Consider the following 14,682-nt stretch of genomic DNA (forward strand, 5'->3'; position numbering starts at 1 on the left):
CGCTGCGCGCCCCCTCCTTTCCACTGAAATCCTGTACGGACAACGTGCGTTGCACGAGGAGAAGTTCCCGGCCACGCCACCTTCTCCCGCCTTCCGCCGCCCGGGCACCGCGGCGCACGGAAACCCCATTGCGGGAATTCCCGGGACCGAAGCACCTGGAACGGCCTATTGGGCGGCCTTTCGGGCCGAATGAGCCGCCCTATCGCTCTTCGTCCGGCCGGTGTTCGGCGGAAATCGGTTATGCTCCTCCGGCACCGAAGTGACCTGATACGCAGCGGAATCCAAGCGGTCCCGTCCGGGCGGCGGAATCCGCTACGCGCCGGATCGGCGGACGGAATCGGCGGACGGCCCGCATTTCGCGCGCGTCCGGGAATTCCGCACGGCACATCAGGCCGCTCGGCACGGAAACCGCAGGCACGGAAACCGCAGGCACAGACGCCTGCATGCACGAACGCACGGGGGACGGTACTCAGGCATGGCCAACGGGTCAGGTTACGCGATCAAGGAATCCGGTACGGAGAGCAGCGCGTCGGAACTGGATTCCGCCGCCGGACAACTCGCCTCCGTACAGAAATCCATCCCGCAGCAGGCGTGCAGCAGGCCGGACGCGTTCGGCGGCGAGGACGCGGCCCCCGCCTTCGACAACTTCGCCGGTGCCTGGCAGCGCGAAGCCACCGTTCTGCACGACGCTCTCGGCGAGATCGCGAAGAAACTCCGCACCACGACGAACAACTACGGTGCCGCGGACCACTCCGCCATCTCCGGCCTGCGCCACGCGGCCGTCGCCGCCCCGGCGCCCTCCGGCGCGGGCAGCACCCCCTTCGGCTGACCGGCGGCCGCACCCGCCACCGCCGCACCAAGCCGCAGGCCCCAAGCCAGGCCGCAGGCCCAAAGCGAGGCCGGAGGCCCAAAGTCAGGCCGCAGGCCCAAAGGCAGGCCGGAGACCAAAGCCAGGCCGTAGGCCGACACCACGCCACCAGAACAGGGCAAGCCAGCCATGACCGCATTCCCTCCGAAGACCGACGACGACCTGCTGCGGCTCGACGTCCCGTCCCTGCTGCGCTTCGGCCTGCCCGCCGAAGGCCACGCCCGCCGCGCCCTCTTCGGCGACGGGGCCATCGCCGCCGCCGTGACGCTCGGCCGGCTCGGCGTGCTGCCCCGCTCCGTGGCCTACCTCGCCGAGGTCGTCCGCGCGGGCGGCGCCGCGTACGCCGCCGCGCTCGACCTGCCGCTGCCGGGCGAGACACCGGCCCGTACGGCGGGCGCCTGGCTCGCCGCCGCGGCCGGGGTCACCGGCGGCGTGGACGACGACGAGACGCTCGCCCGCTGGTTGGAGGCGGTGGCCGCGCTGATGGAGCTACGGCTGACCGCGCGTACGTCGGGCATCTCGGGCACCTCTCCGGCGCCGTAAGCACGCACCCGGCACCGTAAACAGGCCCCCGGCACCACCAACACACCACAGCATCACCACCACACCACCTGCAACATCCACAACAACAGCATCACGGGGGAAAGGCGGCCCACATGGCGGGCGAATCCACGACGGCACGGCGGGCCGAACTCGCCGAGCGGGTCAAGGGCATCGACGGTGCCGACAGCAAGAACGACCTGATGTCCGAGATCAAGAAGGCGCTCGCCGTACAGGCGCCGCTCGGTCACCCCGGCTCGATCGAGAGCGCCGGCAAGAGTTACCGCGCCGCGGCCGACGCCTGTAGCCACGAGGTGCAGCCCCGCGTCCAGAAGGTCGCCCAGGAGACCCTGCCGGACGCCTGGACCGGCACGACGGCGGTCAAGGCGGCCGACGTGGTGGCCGCGGCCGACCGGGCGGCGCAGCAGATGGCGGAGGCGTTCAGCAAGGCCGGCGGCGAGCTGATCCGGCTCGCGGACGCCGTACGGTCCGCCCAGGACACCGACAGCCGGGGCCGCCCCAGCCTGGAGGAGGCGCTGAGCCTGCTCGGCGGCGAGAACGGGTTCTTCGACGACATGTGGGAGGACGACGGCGAGGAGGACGCCAAGAACCGGGCGAAGGGCCTGGCGCAGACCGGCGTCGCCGACCTGTACCGCGCGGCCGTGACCGCCGACGACGCGGGGCGGGCGGCGGCGCGCGAGCTGAACAAGTACGCCGCGGAGGCCCGTTCGGGCAAGGTGACCGCGCGGGGCCTGACCGCCGCGGACAAGCTGATGCTCGCCGACACCTCCACCGTCGACGAGAACGACCCGGCCCGCGAGCAGAACGAGATCCTCACCAGCAACGATCTCCAGCGGTCCAGCCAGTACCTGAACAGGATGAACGCCGGGGACCGGGCCGAGTTCGAGCGGATGCTCGCCGAGTCCAAGTCGCCCGAGGAACGCGCCTACCTGATGAAGGCGCTCGCCGCCGGCAACGACCTCGACTCCGTACGCGGCTTCCGCGACAAGATCCACCCGCACGGCGACGACGAGGCGTGGCTGGCCGCCCACCTCACACCGGTCGTCACCCAGGGCGACAGCAAGGACGACGAAGGGCTCAACGACGACGGGTCGAACGTCAACAAGGACACCGCGGCCTTCGACGGCCAGGCGTGGGCCCAGGGCGGCGACGGCCAGGAGGGCACCTGTGTGGCCTCCTCGACCGTCACCGCGCGGGCCATGGTCGACCCGGTGTACGCGCTGGGCCTCACCGGCGGCGAGTCGGGCCAGGAGAACGACGCCAAGGCGTTCCGCGAGCGCCTGGTGGACGAGCAGCACCGGGTGCACGAGGAGGGGGACGGCGGCCACGAGGGCTGGTTCGGCACCGGAGCGCCCAGCGGTATGGACAACGACGGCAAGACCGAGGTCGTCAACAAGGAGATCAGCCCGCACACGGGCGGCGCGTACGAGCTGCGCGAGACCGGCAGCGCGGACGCCCGCCGGGACGCACTGCCGGACATCGAGAAGGCGGTGGCCGAGGGCAAGCCCGTACCGATCGGCGTCGAGGGCTACAAGGACGGCGACCGCAGCGGCCACGCCATGATGATCGTCGGCCAGGAGGGCGACATGCTCCAGGTCTACAACCCGTGGGGGACCACGACCTGGGTGAGCGAGGACGATTTCGTCAACGGCCGGATGCAGAAGGCGTCCGACAACGACCTGCCGAACGCGTACGCCGTGCACGTACCGAAGTGAGCCGCCTGATGATGCGCTTTCCCGGCCCCCGGAAGCCCGCCCCCCGTTTGCGCGCCGCCGCTCTGGCCACCGCCGGCGCCGCGCTCGTCGCCCTGACGACGGGCGCGTGCGGCGGCACGCCGGACTGCTGCGTCAAGGCGCCGACCGCCTCGCCGTCGCCCACCACGCCGGGCGGGGTGCCGGGCGCGGCCTGGGCGTTCCCGTCCCAGGCGACGAGCCTGCGGGTGCGGGCCGGTACGGACTTCGACATCGTGCTGCGGGCGGGCGGCAGCGGCTGGCGGGTGGACGAGCCGAAGATCGAGGGAGCGACGGTACGGTACCGTTCCGGCGCCGCCGCCTCGGGTGCTGCTTCGGGTGCCACCTCGGGTGCCGCCTCGCGCGCCGGCGCGAAGGACGGCCTACGAGCCCCCTTCCACGCCGTCAAGCCCGGCACCGCGCGGATCGTGCTGACCTCGGCGGACCGCGAGCGCACCATGACGTACCAGGTCACCGTCGGTACGGGACCGGGCGCCGCGCCGAGCGCGGCACCGAGCGCGACGGGCGGCGGCCTGCATCGGGGGCGCGCGCTGGGCACCGGCTTCACGGGCGGTTCCGGCGGCGAGGTGACCGTCCGGCGCGGGGAACGCTTCTCGCTGCCGAACGCCTACTCGAACGTACCGGGCATCAGCTGGCGGGTCGTCAGCCGCAGCGCGTCGGGCCCCGCTCCGCTGCTGAGCGACGTGCCGCACGTCGAAGGCGATGCGGCGGGCGACCGCAAGGACTGGTACACCTTCTCGGCCGACCAGGCGGGCACCACCGTCGTCCAGCTGTTCGGGTGCTACCGCTGTACGAACGGCAGCAACGGCGGCAATGGCACCCCGGAGTCGGCGGAGAGCCGCGCGTACTCCGAGACGAGATCGGTGAGGATCACCGTTCGCTGAGCCCACCCCACAGGCGGCCGTACGGGCCTGCGCGTTCGCGGGTCGTGCGGCGGCCCTGCCGGCCGGGCGGCGGCGCCGCCACCGGTCGCGGCGGGTGCGACGCTGACCGCGCGTCAGGGACAGGCACTGGGCGCCGACCGCACGACAGGGCGAGCACTGGTCCGCCGGCCAGCGGACCCCGCCATTCCGGCCAAAGGGCCTGCACCTTTCAGCCATTGACCTCTCCCGAGGCATGAACAGCACCGGGACCTGTACGGAGCATTTACCCGGACGGTGTAGGGTGCAGATTGCCCGATTTATACCTGCGACAGCCCACCGGCCAGAGCCGACGGGCGAGGAGACGCCACGACATGGCTGCCCGCCACGCCCAGCCGGGCGGTACGCGAATAAGGATGACCCGTCGCGGCAAGGCCGTGAGCGGTCTCGCCCTGACCACCCTCGTGGGCACCGCACTGTGGGCGTGGCCCGCCTCCGGCGACGACCACGACGGCCACCGCGCCGACCAGGCCCGCCCGGCCCCCTCGGCACCGGACACCCCCGCGCACCACGTCACCGGCGGTACCGCCGCGCCGGCCCCGCGCACGATCCCGGGCCTGAGCGACGCCACCCGCAAGCAGATCCCGGCCGAGTCCCGGCAGGTCCTGGTCGTCACGGGCCAGGGCCCGGACGCGCACGACTCCGCCGTCGTGCTCTACACCCGCGCCGAGCACTCGCAGGACTGGCACCCCGGCGCCCGCTGGGTGGCGCACAACGCCTCCCGGGGGTGGACCGCGGACCACCACTACGGTGACCTGCGCTCGCCCGAGGGCGTGTTCACGCTCAGCGACGCGGGCGGCAAGCTGGCGCCGCCGGAGGGCACCAAGCTGCCGTACGACCGCAACAGCAGCTTCGTCGCGCACGGCACCGGCGTCGAGGGAGAGCCGCTGGGCGGCGCCTTCGACTACGTCATCGCCATCGACTACAACCGGGTCAAGGGCTCCTCGCCCCTGGACCAGCGCCGCCCGCAGGGCGCCGCGAAGGGCGGCGGCGTCTGGCTGCACGTCGACCACAACGGGCCCACGCAGGGCTGCATCAGCCTCAAGCCCGAGGTGATGCAGGAGTTGCTGCGCACCCTGGACCCGGCACAGCACCCGGTCGTCGTGATGGGCCCGGCCGGCCACTGACGTCGCCCGTGGCGGGACCCCGCCACAAGCCCCGCCGGAAGCCCCGCCAAAACCCCGCCTTTCTCCGCCCTTCCCCGACGCTCCCCGTACCACCCCGGCTTCCCCCGTGGTACGCATGTGCCATGGCCGACGACCCTCAGCAGTCGCACGACGAAGCCGCAGCCCGCGCCTCCTCCGCCCCTGAGGAGGCCACGCAACGTCCCGGCCCTGGTGACGCGTTGACCGACGTCACCGGCCTCCGGGTCGGTCACGCGCAACTCCTCGGCGACGGCCGCCTGACGGGCGTCACCGTCGTCCTGGCACCCGAGGGCGGCGTCATCGCCGCCGTGGACGTACGCGGCGGCGGCCCCGGCACCCGCGAGACGGACGCCCTGGATCCGCGCAACCTCGTCCAGCGCATCGAGGCGGTCGTCCTGGCCGGCGGCAGCGCCTTCGGCCTGGACGCCGCCTCAGGGGCGGTGGCCTGGCTGGCGGAGCAGGGCCGCGGCTACCGCGTCGGTCCCGACCCGGCGCAGGTCGTCCCCGTCGTCCCGGCCGCGGCCCTGTTCGACCTGGGGCGCGGCGGCGACTGGTACGCCCGCCCGGACGCCGCGCTGGGCCGCGCCGCCATCGAGGACGCCGCCGCCACGGGCCTGAACGCGCCCGTCGCGCAGGGCAACACCGGTGCCGGTACGGGCGCGGTGGCCGGCGGCGTCAAGGGCGGCGTCGGCACCGCGAGCCTGGTCCTTCCGTCGGGCGTCACGGTCGCCGCGCTGGCAGCCGTCAACGCGGCGGGGTCGGTGGTCGATCCGCGTACCGGGGTGCTGTACGGGCAGTACGGGGACGTGTGCGAGGAGTTGGCGCGAGCCGTACCCGAAGACGGCGGCGGGACCGGCCTGCCGGCCCCCGGTACGTCTTCCTCCGTCACGCCCTCCTCCGGCCTGCCCACCCCTGGCGCGCACGCCGGCGCGCGGCGCCGTCTCGCCGAGGCCCGTACCGCTTCCGAGCGACGTTCGGCCGTCTCCGCGCGCCCGCCCCTGAACACCACCCTCGCCGTCATCGCGACCGACGCGGTCCTGACCCGCGCCCAGGCCCAGAAGCTGGCGGGCACCGCGCACGACGGGCTGGCCCGCGCCGTACGCCCGGCGCATCTGCTCACCGACGGCGACACGGTCTTCGCCCTCGCCACCGGTGACCGGCCGCTGACGCCGCAAGCGGCCGACGCCGACGCGGCGTTCGGAGCGCACGCCGAGACCGCCGCCCTCAACGAGATCCTTGCCGCGGGGGCCGACGTGCTGGTCCGGGCCGTGGTCAAGGGCGTACTGGCGGCGGAGACGGTGGACACCCCGGGCGGCTGCTTCCCGTCGTACCGTGATCTCTACCCGTCGTACCGAGACCTCCACCCGTCGCAGCCGCCCTCCTGACACCGGTGGTAGAACGGGCCTTATGTCCGTGCCGCCGCCTCCCCCCACGCTCGTCCAGCCGTCGCCCAAGAAGAAACCGGGCCCGCCGCAGCCGCCGAAGCGGCCCCGGCGGTTGTGGTGGCACCGTCTGTTCCTGGGGCTCTGGTACCGGCCCGTCGAGGTGATGGACGAGGCACGCGACCGCAGCGCCTGGAGCGCGGCCGTCCTGCTGTGCCTGATCAGCGGCGCCCTCGGCATCGTGTCGGTGGACGCCTTCCGCAAGCAGTGGGCGCTGGACCAGCGGGATGCTCTGGAGCTGGCGGCCGTCGCGGAGGCGGGCGTCCTGCTGGCCAGTCTCGCGCTGGGCGTGGTCACCCATGCCATAGCGCGCACGATCGGCGGGAACGGCCGGTTCGAGCCGACGGTCAGTCTGTTCGTCGTGCTGTTCTGGGTCACCGACCTGCCGCGGCTGGTGCTGGCCACCTGGCTGCCGCACGGTTCGACGCTCGTGCAGGCCGTGGCCTGGACGACCTGGGGCTTCGGCTACCTGCTGGCCATCCTGCTCATCCGGGGGCAGCACCATCTGTCCACCGTCAAGGCGGCGGTGGCGGTGGCGGTGCAGATGCTGACCTCGCTGGCGCTGCTGAAGCTGGGGCCGGTGCGCTGAGGCCGTAGCGCGGGGCCGGGACGGCAGCCCGGCCCTTGCCGCGCCGGGGCCCGGCCCGGCTCAGTGCCGCTCGTTGCCGTCCAGTTGCCGTACGAGCCCGGCGAAGGCCTCGCGCTCGGCGGCGCTCAGCTCCACGCGCTCGGACGGCGGGCCCGCCGGGCCGGTCTGCCGCGGGACCGCGCGCAGCAGCGGTCTCGTCCCGTTCCCGGTCGGAGCCGGAGTCGGCGCCCCGAAACGGTGCCGGCGCACGAGCCGGGCCTGGCTCACGGCCCACCCGACGGTGACGGTGAGCAGGATGGCCAGGCCGATCTGCTGGAGGAGTGGAACGGAGGGGAGCATGCGGTCCTCCAGGTCGGGTGCGCGACGGTGCGGTTCCGGGCCCGTGCGGGCCCCGGCGTGCGGACTTCAGTAGTAGACACCATGTCAGGGACTTCCGTCAGGGGATTCAACGGACTTACGTCCCACACGTGACGTAACTCCCACACCGCTCACGCACCTCCGCACCTCCCGCCCGGCCTCCCCACGTTTCACCCACACCCCGTACGCCGACGCCCGCTCCCCGGCTACGCCGACGCCCCCTTCCCCTCCCCCAAGATCGTCCACGAGCATGTGGCGGACCGCCCTCCCGACGCGAGGAGTCCGCACGTGCCGCAGCCGACCGCGCCCCACGCCGCCCCGAAGCCCCTGGACGCCACCCCCGAGGCCCTGAACACCACCCCCAAGGCCCTGGAAGGCGTCCTCGTAGCCGACTTCAGCCGTGTCCTGGCCGGTCCGCTGGCCGCCGCCACCCTGGCCGACCTGGGTGCCGACGTGGTCAAGGTGGAGCGGCCCGGCTCCGGTGACGACACCCGTTCCTGGGGACCTCCCTTCTCCGCCGACGGCACGGCCGCGTACTTCGACGCCGCCAACCGCTCCAAACGCGGCCTGGCCCTGGACCTTTCCGACCCCGGCGACGCGGCGGCCGCCCGGGAACTGGCCCGCCGGGCCGACGTACTGATCGAGAACTTCCGGCCCGGCGCGCTCGCCCGCCACGGGCTGGACCCGGCGGCCACCCTTGCCGCCCACCCGGGCCTGGTGCACTGCTCGATCACCGGGTTCGGCTCCGGCGAGGGCGCCCGCCTGCCGGGCTACGACTTCGTCGTGCAGGCCGTCGGCGGTCTGATGAGCATCACCGGCGAACCGGGCGGCCCGCCGCTGAAGGCGGGCGTCGCACTCGTCGACGTCCTGACCGCCAAGGACGCCACCACCGCCGTCCTGGCCGCGCTGCGCCACCGCGACCGTACGGGGCAGGGCCAGCACGTCGAGGTCAACCTGCTGTCGTCGCTGCTCGGTTCGCTGGTCAACCAGGCCTCCGGGCACCTGGCCACCGGCCGCGACCCGGGCCCGATGGGCAACCGGCACCCGAGCATCGCCCCGTACGAGACGCTGGCCTGCCGGGACGGCGAGCCGCTGGCCGTCGCGGTCGGCAACGACCGGCAGTTCCGGGCGCTGGCGCAGGCGCTCGGCGCGCCCGGCCTCGCCGACGACGAGCGGTTCGCGCGCAACCAGGACCGGGTGCACCACCGCGACGAACTGGCCGGCGAGTTGGAGAAGCGGCTGGCGGCGGAGACGCCCGCGGTCTGGACCGAGCGGCTGACCGCCGCGTCCGTGCCGTGCGGGCCGGTCAACTCCGTCGGCGAGGCGCTGGCCCTGGCCGAACGGCTCGGTCTGGACCCGGTCGTGCCGGTCGGCGCGGACCGGACACCACAGGTGCGCAGCCCGCTGCGGCTGTCCGCCACACCGGTCGTCGCCCCGCACGCCCCGCCCGTCCTGGACGAGCACGGCGGCCCCCTGCGTGCCTGGCTGTCCGGCCCGGACGACGCTCCCCTGCCGCCTCTTGTGTGACGTTCATCACAACAGTTCGGGGAGTGCAACCAAACCCGTCCGTAGTTGCTGTTTACCAGCACTGACTGACAACACCCTTGCATGGAGCAGCCCGTGACAATGCCGGACAACACCGCGCCGCCCGCACCGTCCCGCACCAAGCGCCGGCTGCGTCGCGGACTCGCGGCGGCCTCCCTTCTGGCCGCCGGTGCGCTGACCCTGTCCGCGTGCGGCGGGGACGCCTCGGCGGGCGGCAACGACGGCAAGGGGCAGGCGGGCGCGGACGCCGCGGCCGCCAAGGACGCCTCCGAGGCGAAGATCTCGGTCACCTCGAAGGACGGCGCCACCGACGCCAGCATCAACGACACCGGGGTGAAGGTCAGCGGCGGCAAGCTGACCGACGTGAAGCTGGTGCAGGCGGACAACGGCGCGGCGGTCAAGGGCGAGATATCCGGCGACGGTTCGTCCTGGAAGCCGTCGGCGCAGCTGGAGCGCGGCACGAAGTACAAGCTGGTGGCCAACGCCAAGGACGGCAAGGGCCGGGCGGCCACCGAGAACGCCACCTTCACCACCGTCTCGTCGAAGAACAGCTTCATCGGCTCCTACACGCCCGACGGCGGCAAGACCGTCGGTGTGGGCATGCCGGTGTCCTTCACCTTCGACAAGGTGATCACCAACAAGAAGGACGTCCAGTCCCACATCACGGTGACCTCCAGCAGCGGCCAGAAGGTCGTCGGGCACTGGTTCGGCGCCCAGCGCCTGGACTTCCGCCCGGAGCAGTACTGGAAGGCCGGCTCCAAGGTCACGCTGAAGATCGAGCTGGACGGGGTCAAGGGCGGCCAGGGCATCACCGGCGTGCAGTCCAAGACGGTGTCCTTCACCGTCGGCCGTTCCCAGGTCTCGACGGTCGACATGAACACCCAGACCATGACGGTGGTCCGGGACGGCAAGACCGTCAAGTCGATCCCGATCTCCGGCGGCAGCGCGAAGAACCCGACGTACAACGGCCAGATGGTCATCTCGGAGAAGTTCACGCAGACCCGCATGGACGGCTCGACGGTCGGCTTCGGCGGTGAGTACGACATCAAGGACGTCCCGCACGCCATGCGGCTGTCCCGCTCCGGCACGTTCATCCACGGCAACTACTGGGGCAGCCCGTCGATCTTCGGCAAGGCCGGCACCAGCCACGGCTGCGTCGGCCTCCAGGACAACCGGGGCGGCGGTGGCGACACCCCGGGCAAGTGGTTCTTCGACAACTCGCTGATCGGTGACGTCGTGGTCGTCAAGAACTCCCCCGACACGACCGTGAAGCCGGACAACGGCCTCAACGGCTGGAACATGTCGTGGAGCGCGTGGCAGGCGGGCAGCGCGGGCTGATTCCGCGCGGCCGTCCCCGGGCCTCCGGGCCCGTACGGCGGAAAACAGGCCTCCGGGCCCGTACGGCGAAAAGGTGGCCGGTCCCCGCGCGGGGACCGGCCACCTTCGTTCTTCGTCCGCTACGGTCAGGCGGCCACCGGGGTGCTCCCGGCCGGTGCCTGGGCCGGTTCGGCCGCGGACTCGGGGGCGGACCCGGGAGCGGCCGGCTTGCGCAGGCCCTTGAGAAGGATGACCAAGGCGGTGGTGACCGCCGTACCGGCCAGTACGGCCACCAGGTAGAGCAGCGGCTGCCCGATCAGCGGCACCACGAAGACGCCGCCGTGCGGGGCCCGGAGCGTGCAGCCGAACGCCATCGACAGGGCGCCGGTCACCGCGCCGCCCGCCATCGCGGACGGGATGACGCGCAGCGGGTCGGCCGCCGCGAACGGGATCGCGCCCTCGGTGATGAACGACGCGCCCAGCACCCAGGCGGCCTTCCCGTTCTCCCGCTCGGTACGGGTGAACAGGCGGCCCCGTACGGTCGTGGCCAGCGCCATGGCCAGCGGCGGCACCATGCCGGCCGCCATCGCCGCGGCCATCACCTTCAGGCTGCCGTCGTTGGGGTTGGCGAGGCCGCCCACGGCGAACGCGTACGCCACCTTGTTGAGCGGGCCGCCGAGGTCGAACGTCATCATCAGCCCGAGGATGACGCCCAGGATGACGGCGTTGGCGCCGGACAGCCCGCTCAGCCAGTCGGTCAGCGCCTTCTGGAGCGCGGCGATCGGCTTGCCGACCACCAGGAACATCAGGAATCCGACGACCGCCGACGAGATCAGCGGGATGACGACGACCGGCATGATCCCGCGCAGCGCGGGCGGCACCGCGACCCGCTGGACCGCCATCACCACCGCGCCCGCGAGCAGACCGGCGATCAGTCCGCCGAGGAAGCCCGCGTTGACGGTCAGTGCGATCGCGCCGCCGACGAAGCCCGGCACCAGTCCCGGCCGGTCGGCCATGCCGTACGCGATGAAGCCCGCCAGTACGGGGACGAGGAAGCCGAACGCCACGCCGCCGGTCTGGAAGAGCAGCGCCGCCCAGCTCGCGGCCTCGCTCCACACGAAGTGCTCGGCGACGGACGGCGCCTTGTCGATGCCGTACCCGCCGATCGCGAAGCCCAGGGCGATCAGCAGACCGCCCGCCGCGACGAACGGGACCATGTAGCTGACGCCGGTCATCAGCCACTTGCGCAGCCGGGTACCGAAGCCGTCGCCCGCCTCGCCGTTCCGGTCCATGGGTACGGGCCCGGCCGCCGGCGTGGAGATGTCGCCGCGCGCGGCCTTCTTCCGTACTTCCGCGATCAGTTCGGCGGGCCGGTTGACGCCTGCCTTGACCCCGACGTCCACCGTCGGCTTCCCGGCGAACCGCGCCTTGTCCCGAACTTCCACGTCGTGCGCGAAGATCACGCCGTCCGCCGCGGCGACGACTTCCGGGGCCAGCCGCTTGAACCCGGCCGATCCCTGGGTCTCCACGATCAGTTCGACACCGGCCTCCTTGCCCGCCTTGGCCAGTGCTTCGGCGGCCATGTAGGTGTGGGCGATGCCGGTGGGGCAGGAGGTGACGGCGACGATCTTGAAGGGGGCGGCGGGAGGGGACGTTTCCTCCCAGGCGGCGTCGGCCTCAGCGGTCGCCGCAGGTACGGCCGTCGCCCCGGGTACGGACGGAGCATCCGTTACGGACGGAGCATCCGTTACGGCAGCCGGTTCGTCGCCCCGGATCAGCACCGCCGCGGCCCCCGCGTCGTCCGCCGCCCGCAGCGCCCCCGTGAACTCCTCGTCCATCAGGTGCCGGGCCAGCGCCGACAGGATCGACAGGTGGTCGGCGTCGCCGCCCGCCGGGGCCGCGATCAGGAAGACCAGGTCGGCGGGCCCGTCCGCCGCGCCGAAGTCGATCCCGGCGGCGCTGCGCCCGAAGGCGAGCGTCGGCTCGGTGACGTGCGCGCTGCGGCAGTGCGGTATGCCGATGCCGCCGTCCAGGCCGGTCGGCATCTGGGCCTCCCGCGCGGCCACGTCCGCGAGGAAGCCCTCCAGATCGGTGACCCGGCCCAGCCCGGCCATCCGCTCGGCCAGCGACCGCGCGGCCGCTTCCTTGCTCTCGGCGGACAGGTCGAGATCGACCAGTTCCGCGGTGATCAGCTCACTCATCGCGGGCTCCTTCGCTCGCATCACGTCCACGCCCGGTCCCGACGGAAACCGGTCCGCTCCACCCCGCCCCGCTCATCCCGCCGGCTCCCGCAGCTCCCTCGCCACCGGCACGGTCTCCCCCACGGCCACCGCCGAGAGATCAAGGTCCTCCGGCGTCGGCATGGCGCTGCCCGGCAGCTGCACGGCTGCTGCCCCGTAGGCCACGGCCGCGGCCAGGGCCCGTACGCCCGTGCCGCCCGCCGCCAGGAACCCGGCCAGCGACGCGTCGCCCGCGCCGACGTTGCTGCGTACGGTCGCCACCGGCGCGGAGGCGAAGTGCTCCCCGTCGCCGTCGACGAGCAGCTGCCCGTCCGCGCCGAGGGAGGCGAGCACCGCGCCCGCGCCCAGGGCGCGCAGTTCCCGCGCGGCTTCCACGGCGTCGCCGACGGTGCGCAGCGGACGGCCCACCGCCTGGGCCAGTTCCTCCGCATTGGGCTTGACCACGTCGGGGCGTGCCTCCAGCGCGGCGGTCAGCGACGGCCCGGACGTGTCCAGGGCGATCCGGGCACCGGCCCGGTGCACCTGGGCGACCAGTTCCGCGTACCAGGAGGGGGCCAGGCCGCGCGGCAGGCTGCCGCAGCAGGCGATCCAGTCCGCTCCGGCCGAGCGGGTCCGTACGGTGCCGAGGAGCGCCCGCGACTCGTCGGGGGTCAGCTCGGGCCCGGCCGCGTTGATCTTCGTGAGGGTGCCGTCCGGTTCGACGGCGGAGATGTTCGACCGGGTCTGTCCGGCCACCGGCACGCCCGCGACCTCGATGCCCTCCGCCGCCAGCAGGTCCCCCAGCGCCGCGCCCGCCGGGCCGCCGAGCGGCAGGACGGCCAGCGTGCGGTGCCCGGCCGCGGCCACGGCGCGGGAGACGTTGACGCCCTTGCCGCCCGGGTCGATGCGGTCCGCGGTGGCCCGCAGCACGGCGCCGCGCTCCAGCGCCGGGATCTCGTACGTGCGGTCCAGGCTGGGATTGGGGGTGACGGTGAGGATCATGCGCGCACTACTTCCGTGCCCGCGCGCTCGATGGCGAGGGCGTCGTCGGGGCTGAGCCCGGTGTCGGTGACGAGCAGGTCCACGTCGGCGAGTCCGCCGAAGCGGGCGAAGTGCACCTGCCCGAACTTGCTGCTGTCCGCGACGAGCACGACCCGCCGCGCGGCGGCCATCGCCGCCCGCTTCACGGCCGCCTCGGCGAGGTCGGGGGTGGTCAGGCCGCCCTCCAGGGAGAAGCCGTTGGTCGCCAGGAAGACCACGTCCGCGTTGATCTCGCGGTAGGCGCGCAGCGCCCAGTCGTCGACCGCGGCCCGCGTACGGTGCCGGATGCGGCCGCCGACGAGGTGAAGGGTCAGGCCCGGGTGGTCGGCCAGCCGGGCGGCGACCGGGAGCGCGTGCGTGACGACGGTCAGCTCGGCCTCCAGCGGCAGTTCGGCGGCGATCCGGGCGGCCGTGGTGCCCGCGTCGAGGATCACGCTGCCGGGCGCCGACCCGCCGGGCAGCTCCGCGAGGGCGGCCCGCGCGATGCGCTGCTTCTCGTCGGCGGCGACGGTGTCCCGCTCGGCGAGGTCCGGCTCGAAGTCCAGGCGCCCGGCGGGGATGGCGCCGCCGTGCACCCGGCGGACCAGGCCGGCCCGGTCCAGGGCCTTCAGGTCCCGGCGTACGGTCTCGGCGGTGACCTGGAACTCCTCGGCGAGCGAGAGGACGTCGACCCGTCCGCTCTCCCGCGCCAGTCGCAGGATCTCCTGCTGCCGCTCCGCTGCGTACATGTGACTTCGTGCCTGCCTCGTGCCCGACCGTGTGGTTTCGAGCCAAAGGTACGTCCGGTTGAGCGGGAAGTAAACACATCCGGGCACCCAACAAAACCAAACGGGCATGAGTGGACAACAAAGAGCCCCGGCGCCGAGGGGGGGTTCGGCACCGGGGCTCGTCTATGGGGGGGAAGGGGCGGGGTCGGGTCGGGTCGGG

13 protein-coding genes are annotated in these 14,682 nt (G+C 73.2%); 9 read left to right on the forward strand and 4 right to left on the reverse strand.

Annotated features, from left to right (window positions below; translation table 11 throughout):
• Window positions 1-475 precede the first annotated feature (475 nt).
• From JXZ78_RS15150 to JXZ78_RS15180, 7 genes are all read left to right on the forward strand, one after another.
• Window positions 476-829 carry a WXG100 family type VII secretion target gene (locus tag JXZ78_RS15150; RefSeq protein ID WP_030024285.1) on the forward strand — a complete coding sequence of 118 codons (354 nt, stop codon included), beginning with the start codon at window positions 476-478 and terminating at the stop codon, window positions 827-829.
• 168 nt (window positions 830-997) lie between these two features.
• On the forward strand, window positions 998-1,411 hold the full coding sequence (locus tag JXZ78_RS15155) for a hypothetical protein (protein WP_030024284.1): 414 nt from the start codon (window positions 998-1,000) through the stop codon (window positions 1,409-1,411).
• 113 nt (window positions 1,412-1,524) lie between these two features.
• Window positions 1,525-3,144 (forward strand): cysteine peptidase family C39 domain-containing protein, encoded by a 1,620-nt coding sequence (locus tag JXZ78_RS15160; protein ID WP_030024283.1) that lies wholly within the window; start codon window positions 1,525-1,527, stop codon window positions 3,142-3,144.
• Window positions 3,145-3,152: 8 nt separating this feature from the next.
• Window positions 3,153-4,064 carry a hypothetical protein gene (locus JXZ78_RS15165; RefSeq protein ID WP_167745482.1) on the forward strand — a complete coding sequence of 304 codons (912 nt, stop codon included), beginning with the start codon at window positions 3,153-3,155 and terminating at the stop codon, window positions 4,062-4,064.
• Window positions 4,065-4,456: 392 nt separating this feature from the next.
• Complete coding sequence (locus JXZ78_RS15170; protein WP_106968917.1) at window positions 4,457-5,227, forward strand: L,D-transpeptidase family protein; 771 nt, start codon at window positions 4,457-4,459, stop codon at window positions 5,225-5,227.
• A 122-nt stretch (window positions 5,228-5,349) separates the two neighbouring features.
• The gene (locus JXZ78_RS15175; protein ID WP_078624634.1) at window positions 5,350-6,630 is read left to right on the forward strand and encodes a P1 family peptidase; all 1,281 of its coding nucleotides are present in this window, start codon (window positions 5,350-5,352) and stop codon (window positions 6,628-6,630) included.
• 22 nt (window positions 6,631-6,652) lie between these two features.
• Window positions 6,653-7,276, forward strand: coding sequence for a YIP1 family protein (locus JXZ78_RS15180; protein WP_238783118.1), 624 nt, complete (start codon window positions 6,653-6,655; stop codon window positions 7,274-7,276).
• A gap of 60 nt (window positions 7,277-7,336) precedes the next feature.
• Here the strand turns inward: JXZ78_RS15180 and JXZ78_RS15185 are convergent, their stop codons facing one another.
• On the reverse strand, window positions 7,337-7,615 hold the full coding sequence (locus JXZ78_RS15185) for a hypothetical protein (RefSeq protein WP_030024273.1): 279 nt from the start codon (window positions 7,613-7,615) through the stop codon (window positions 7,337-7,339).
• 345 nt (window positions 7,616-7,960) lie between these two features.
• Between JXZ78_RS15185 and JXZ78_RS15190 the strand changes: the two genes are divergently transcribed.
• The gene (locus JXZ78_RS15190; protein WP_208870240.1) at window positions 7,961-9,160 is read left to right on the forward strand and encodes a CaiB/BaiF CoA transferase family protein; all 1,200 of its coding nucleotides are present in this window, start codon (window positions 7,961-7,963) and stop codon (window positions 9,158-9,160) included.
• A gap of 99 nt (window positions 9,161-9,259) precedes the next feature.
• Window positions 9,260-10,516: a L,D-transpeptidase gene (locus JXZ78_RS15195; RefSeq protein WP_106968916.1), complete on the forward strand. Its 1,257-nt coding sequence runs from the start codon at window positions 9,260-9,262 to the stop codon at window positions 10,514-10,516.
• Window positions 10,517-10,641: 125 nt separating this feature from the next.
• Here the strand turns inward: JXZ78_RS15195 and JXZ78_RS15200 are convergent, their stop codons facing one another.
• The 3 genes from JXZ78_RS15200 to JXZ78_RS15210 all read right to left on the reverse strand — a co-directional run bounded on the left by JXZ78_RS15200 (window position 10,642) and on the right by JXZ78_RS15210 (window position 14,483).
• Window positions 10,642-12,696, reverse strand: coding sequence for a PTS fructose transporter subunit IIABC (locus tag JXZ78_RS15200; protein ID WP_030024267.1), 2,055 nt, complete (start codon window positions 12,694-12,696; stop codon window positions 10,642-10,644).
• 72 nt (window positions 12,697-12,768) lie between these two features.
• A complete protein-coding gene (gene pfkB, locus JXZ78_RS15205; RefSeq protein WP_030024265.1) occupies window positions 12,769-13,716 on the reverse strand; it encodes a 1-phosphofructokinase in 948 nt (315 codons plus the stop codon).
• Window positions 13,713-14,483 carry a DeoR/GlpR family DNA-binding transcription regulator gene (locus JXZ78_RS15210; protein WP_030024264.1) on the reverse strand — a complete coding sequence of 257 codons (771 nt, stop codon included), beginning with the start codon at window positions 14,481-14,483 and terminating at the stop codon, window positions 13,713-13,715. Before JXZ78_RS15210 ends, pfkB begins: the two co-directional genes overlap by 4 nt.
• Window positions 14,484-14,682 lie beyond the last annotated feature (199 nt).

This window comes from Streptomyces monomycini (assembly GCF_022271435.1).
Lineage (GTDB): Bacteria > Actinomycetota > Actinomycetes > Streptomycetales > Streptomycetaceae > Streptomyces > Streptomyces monomycini.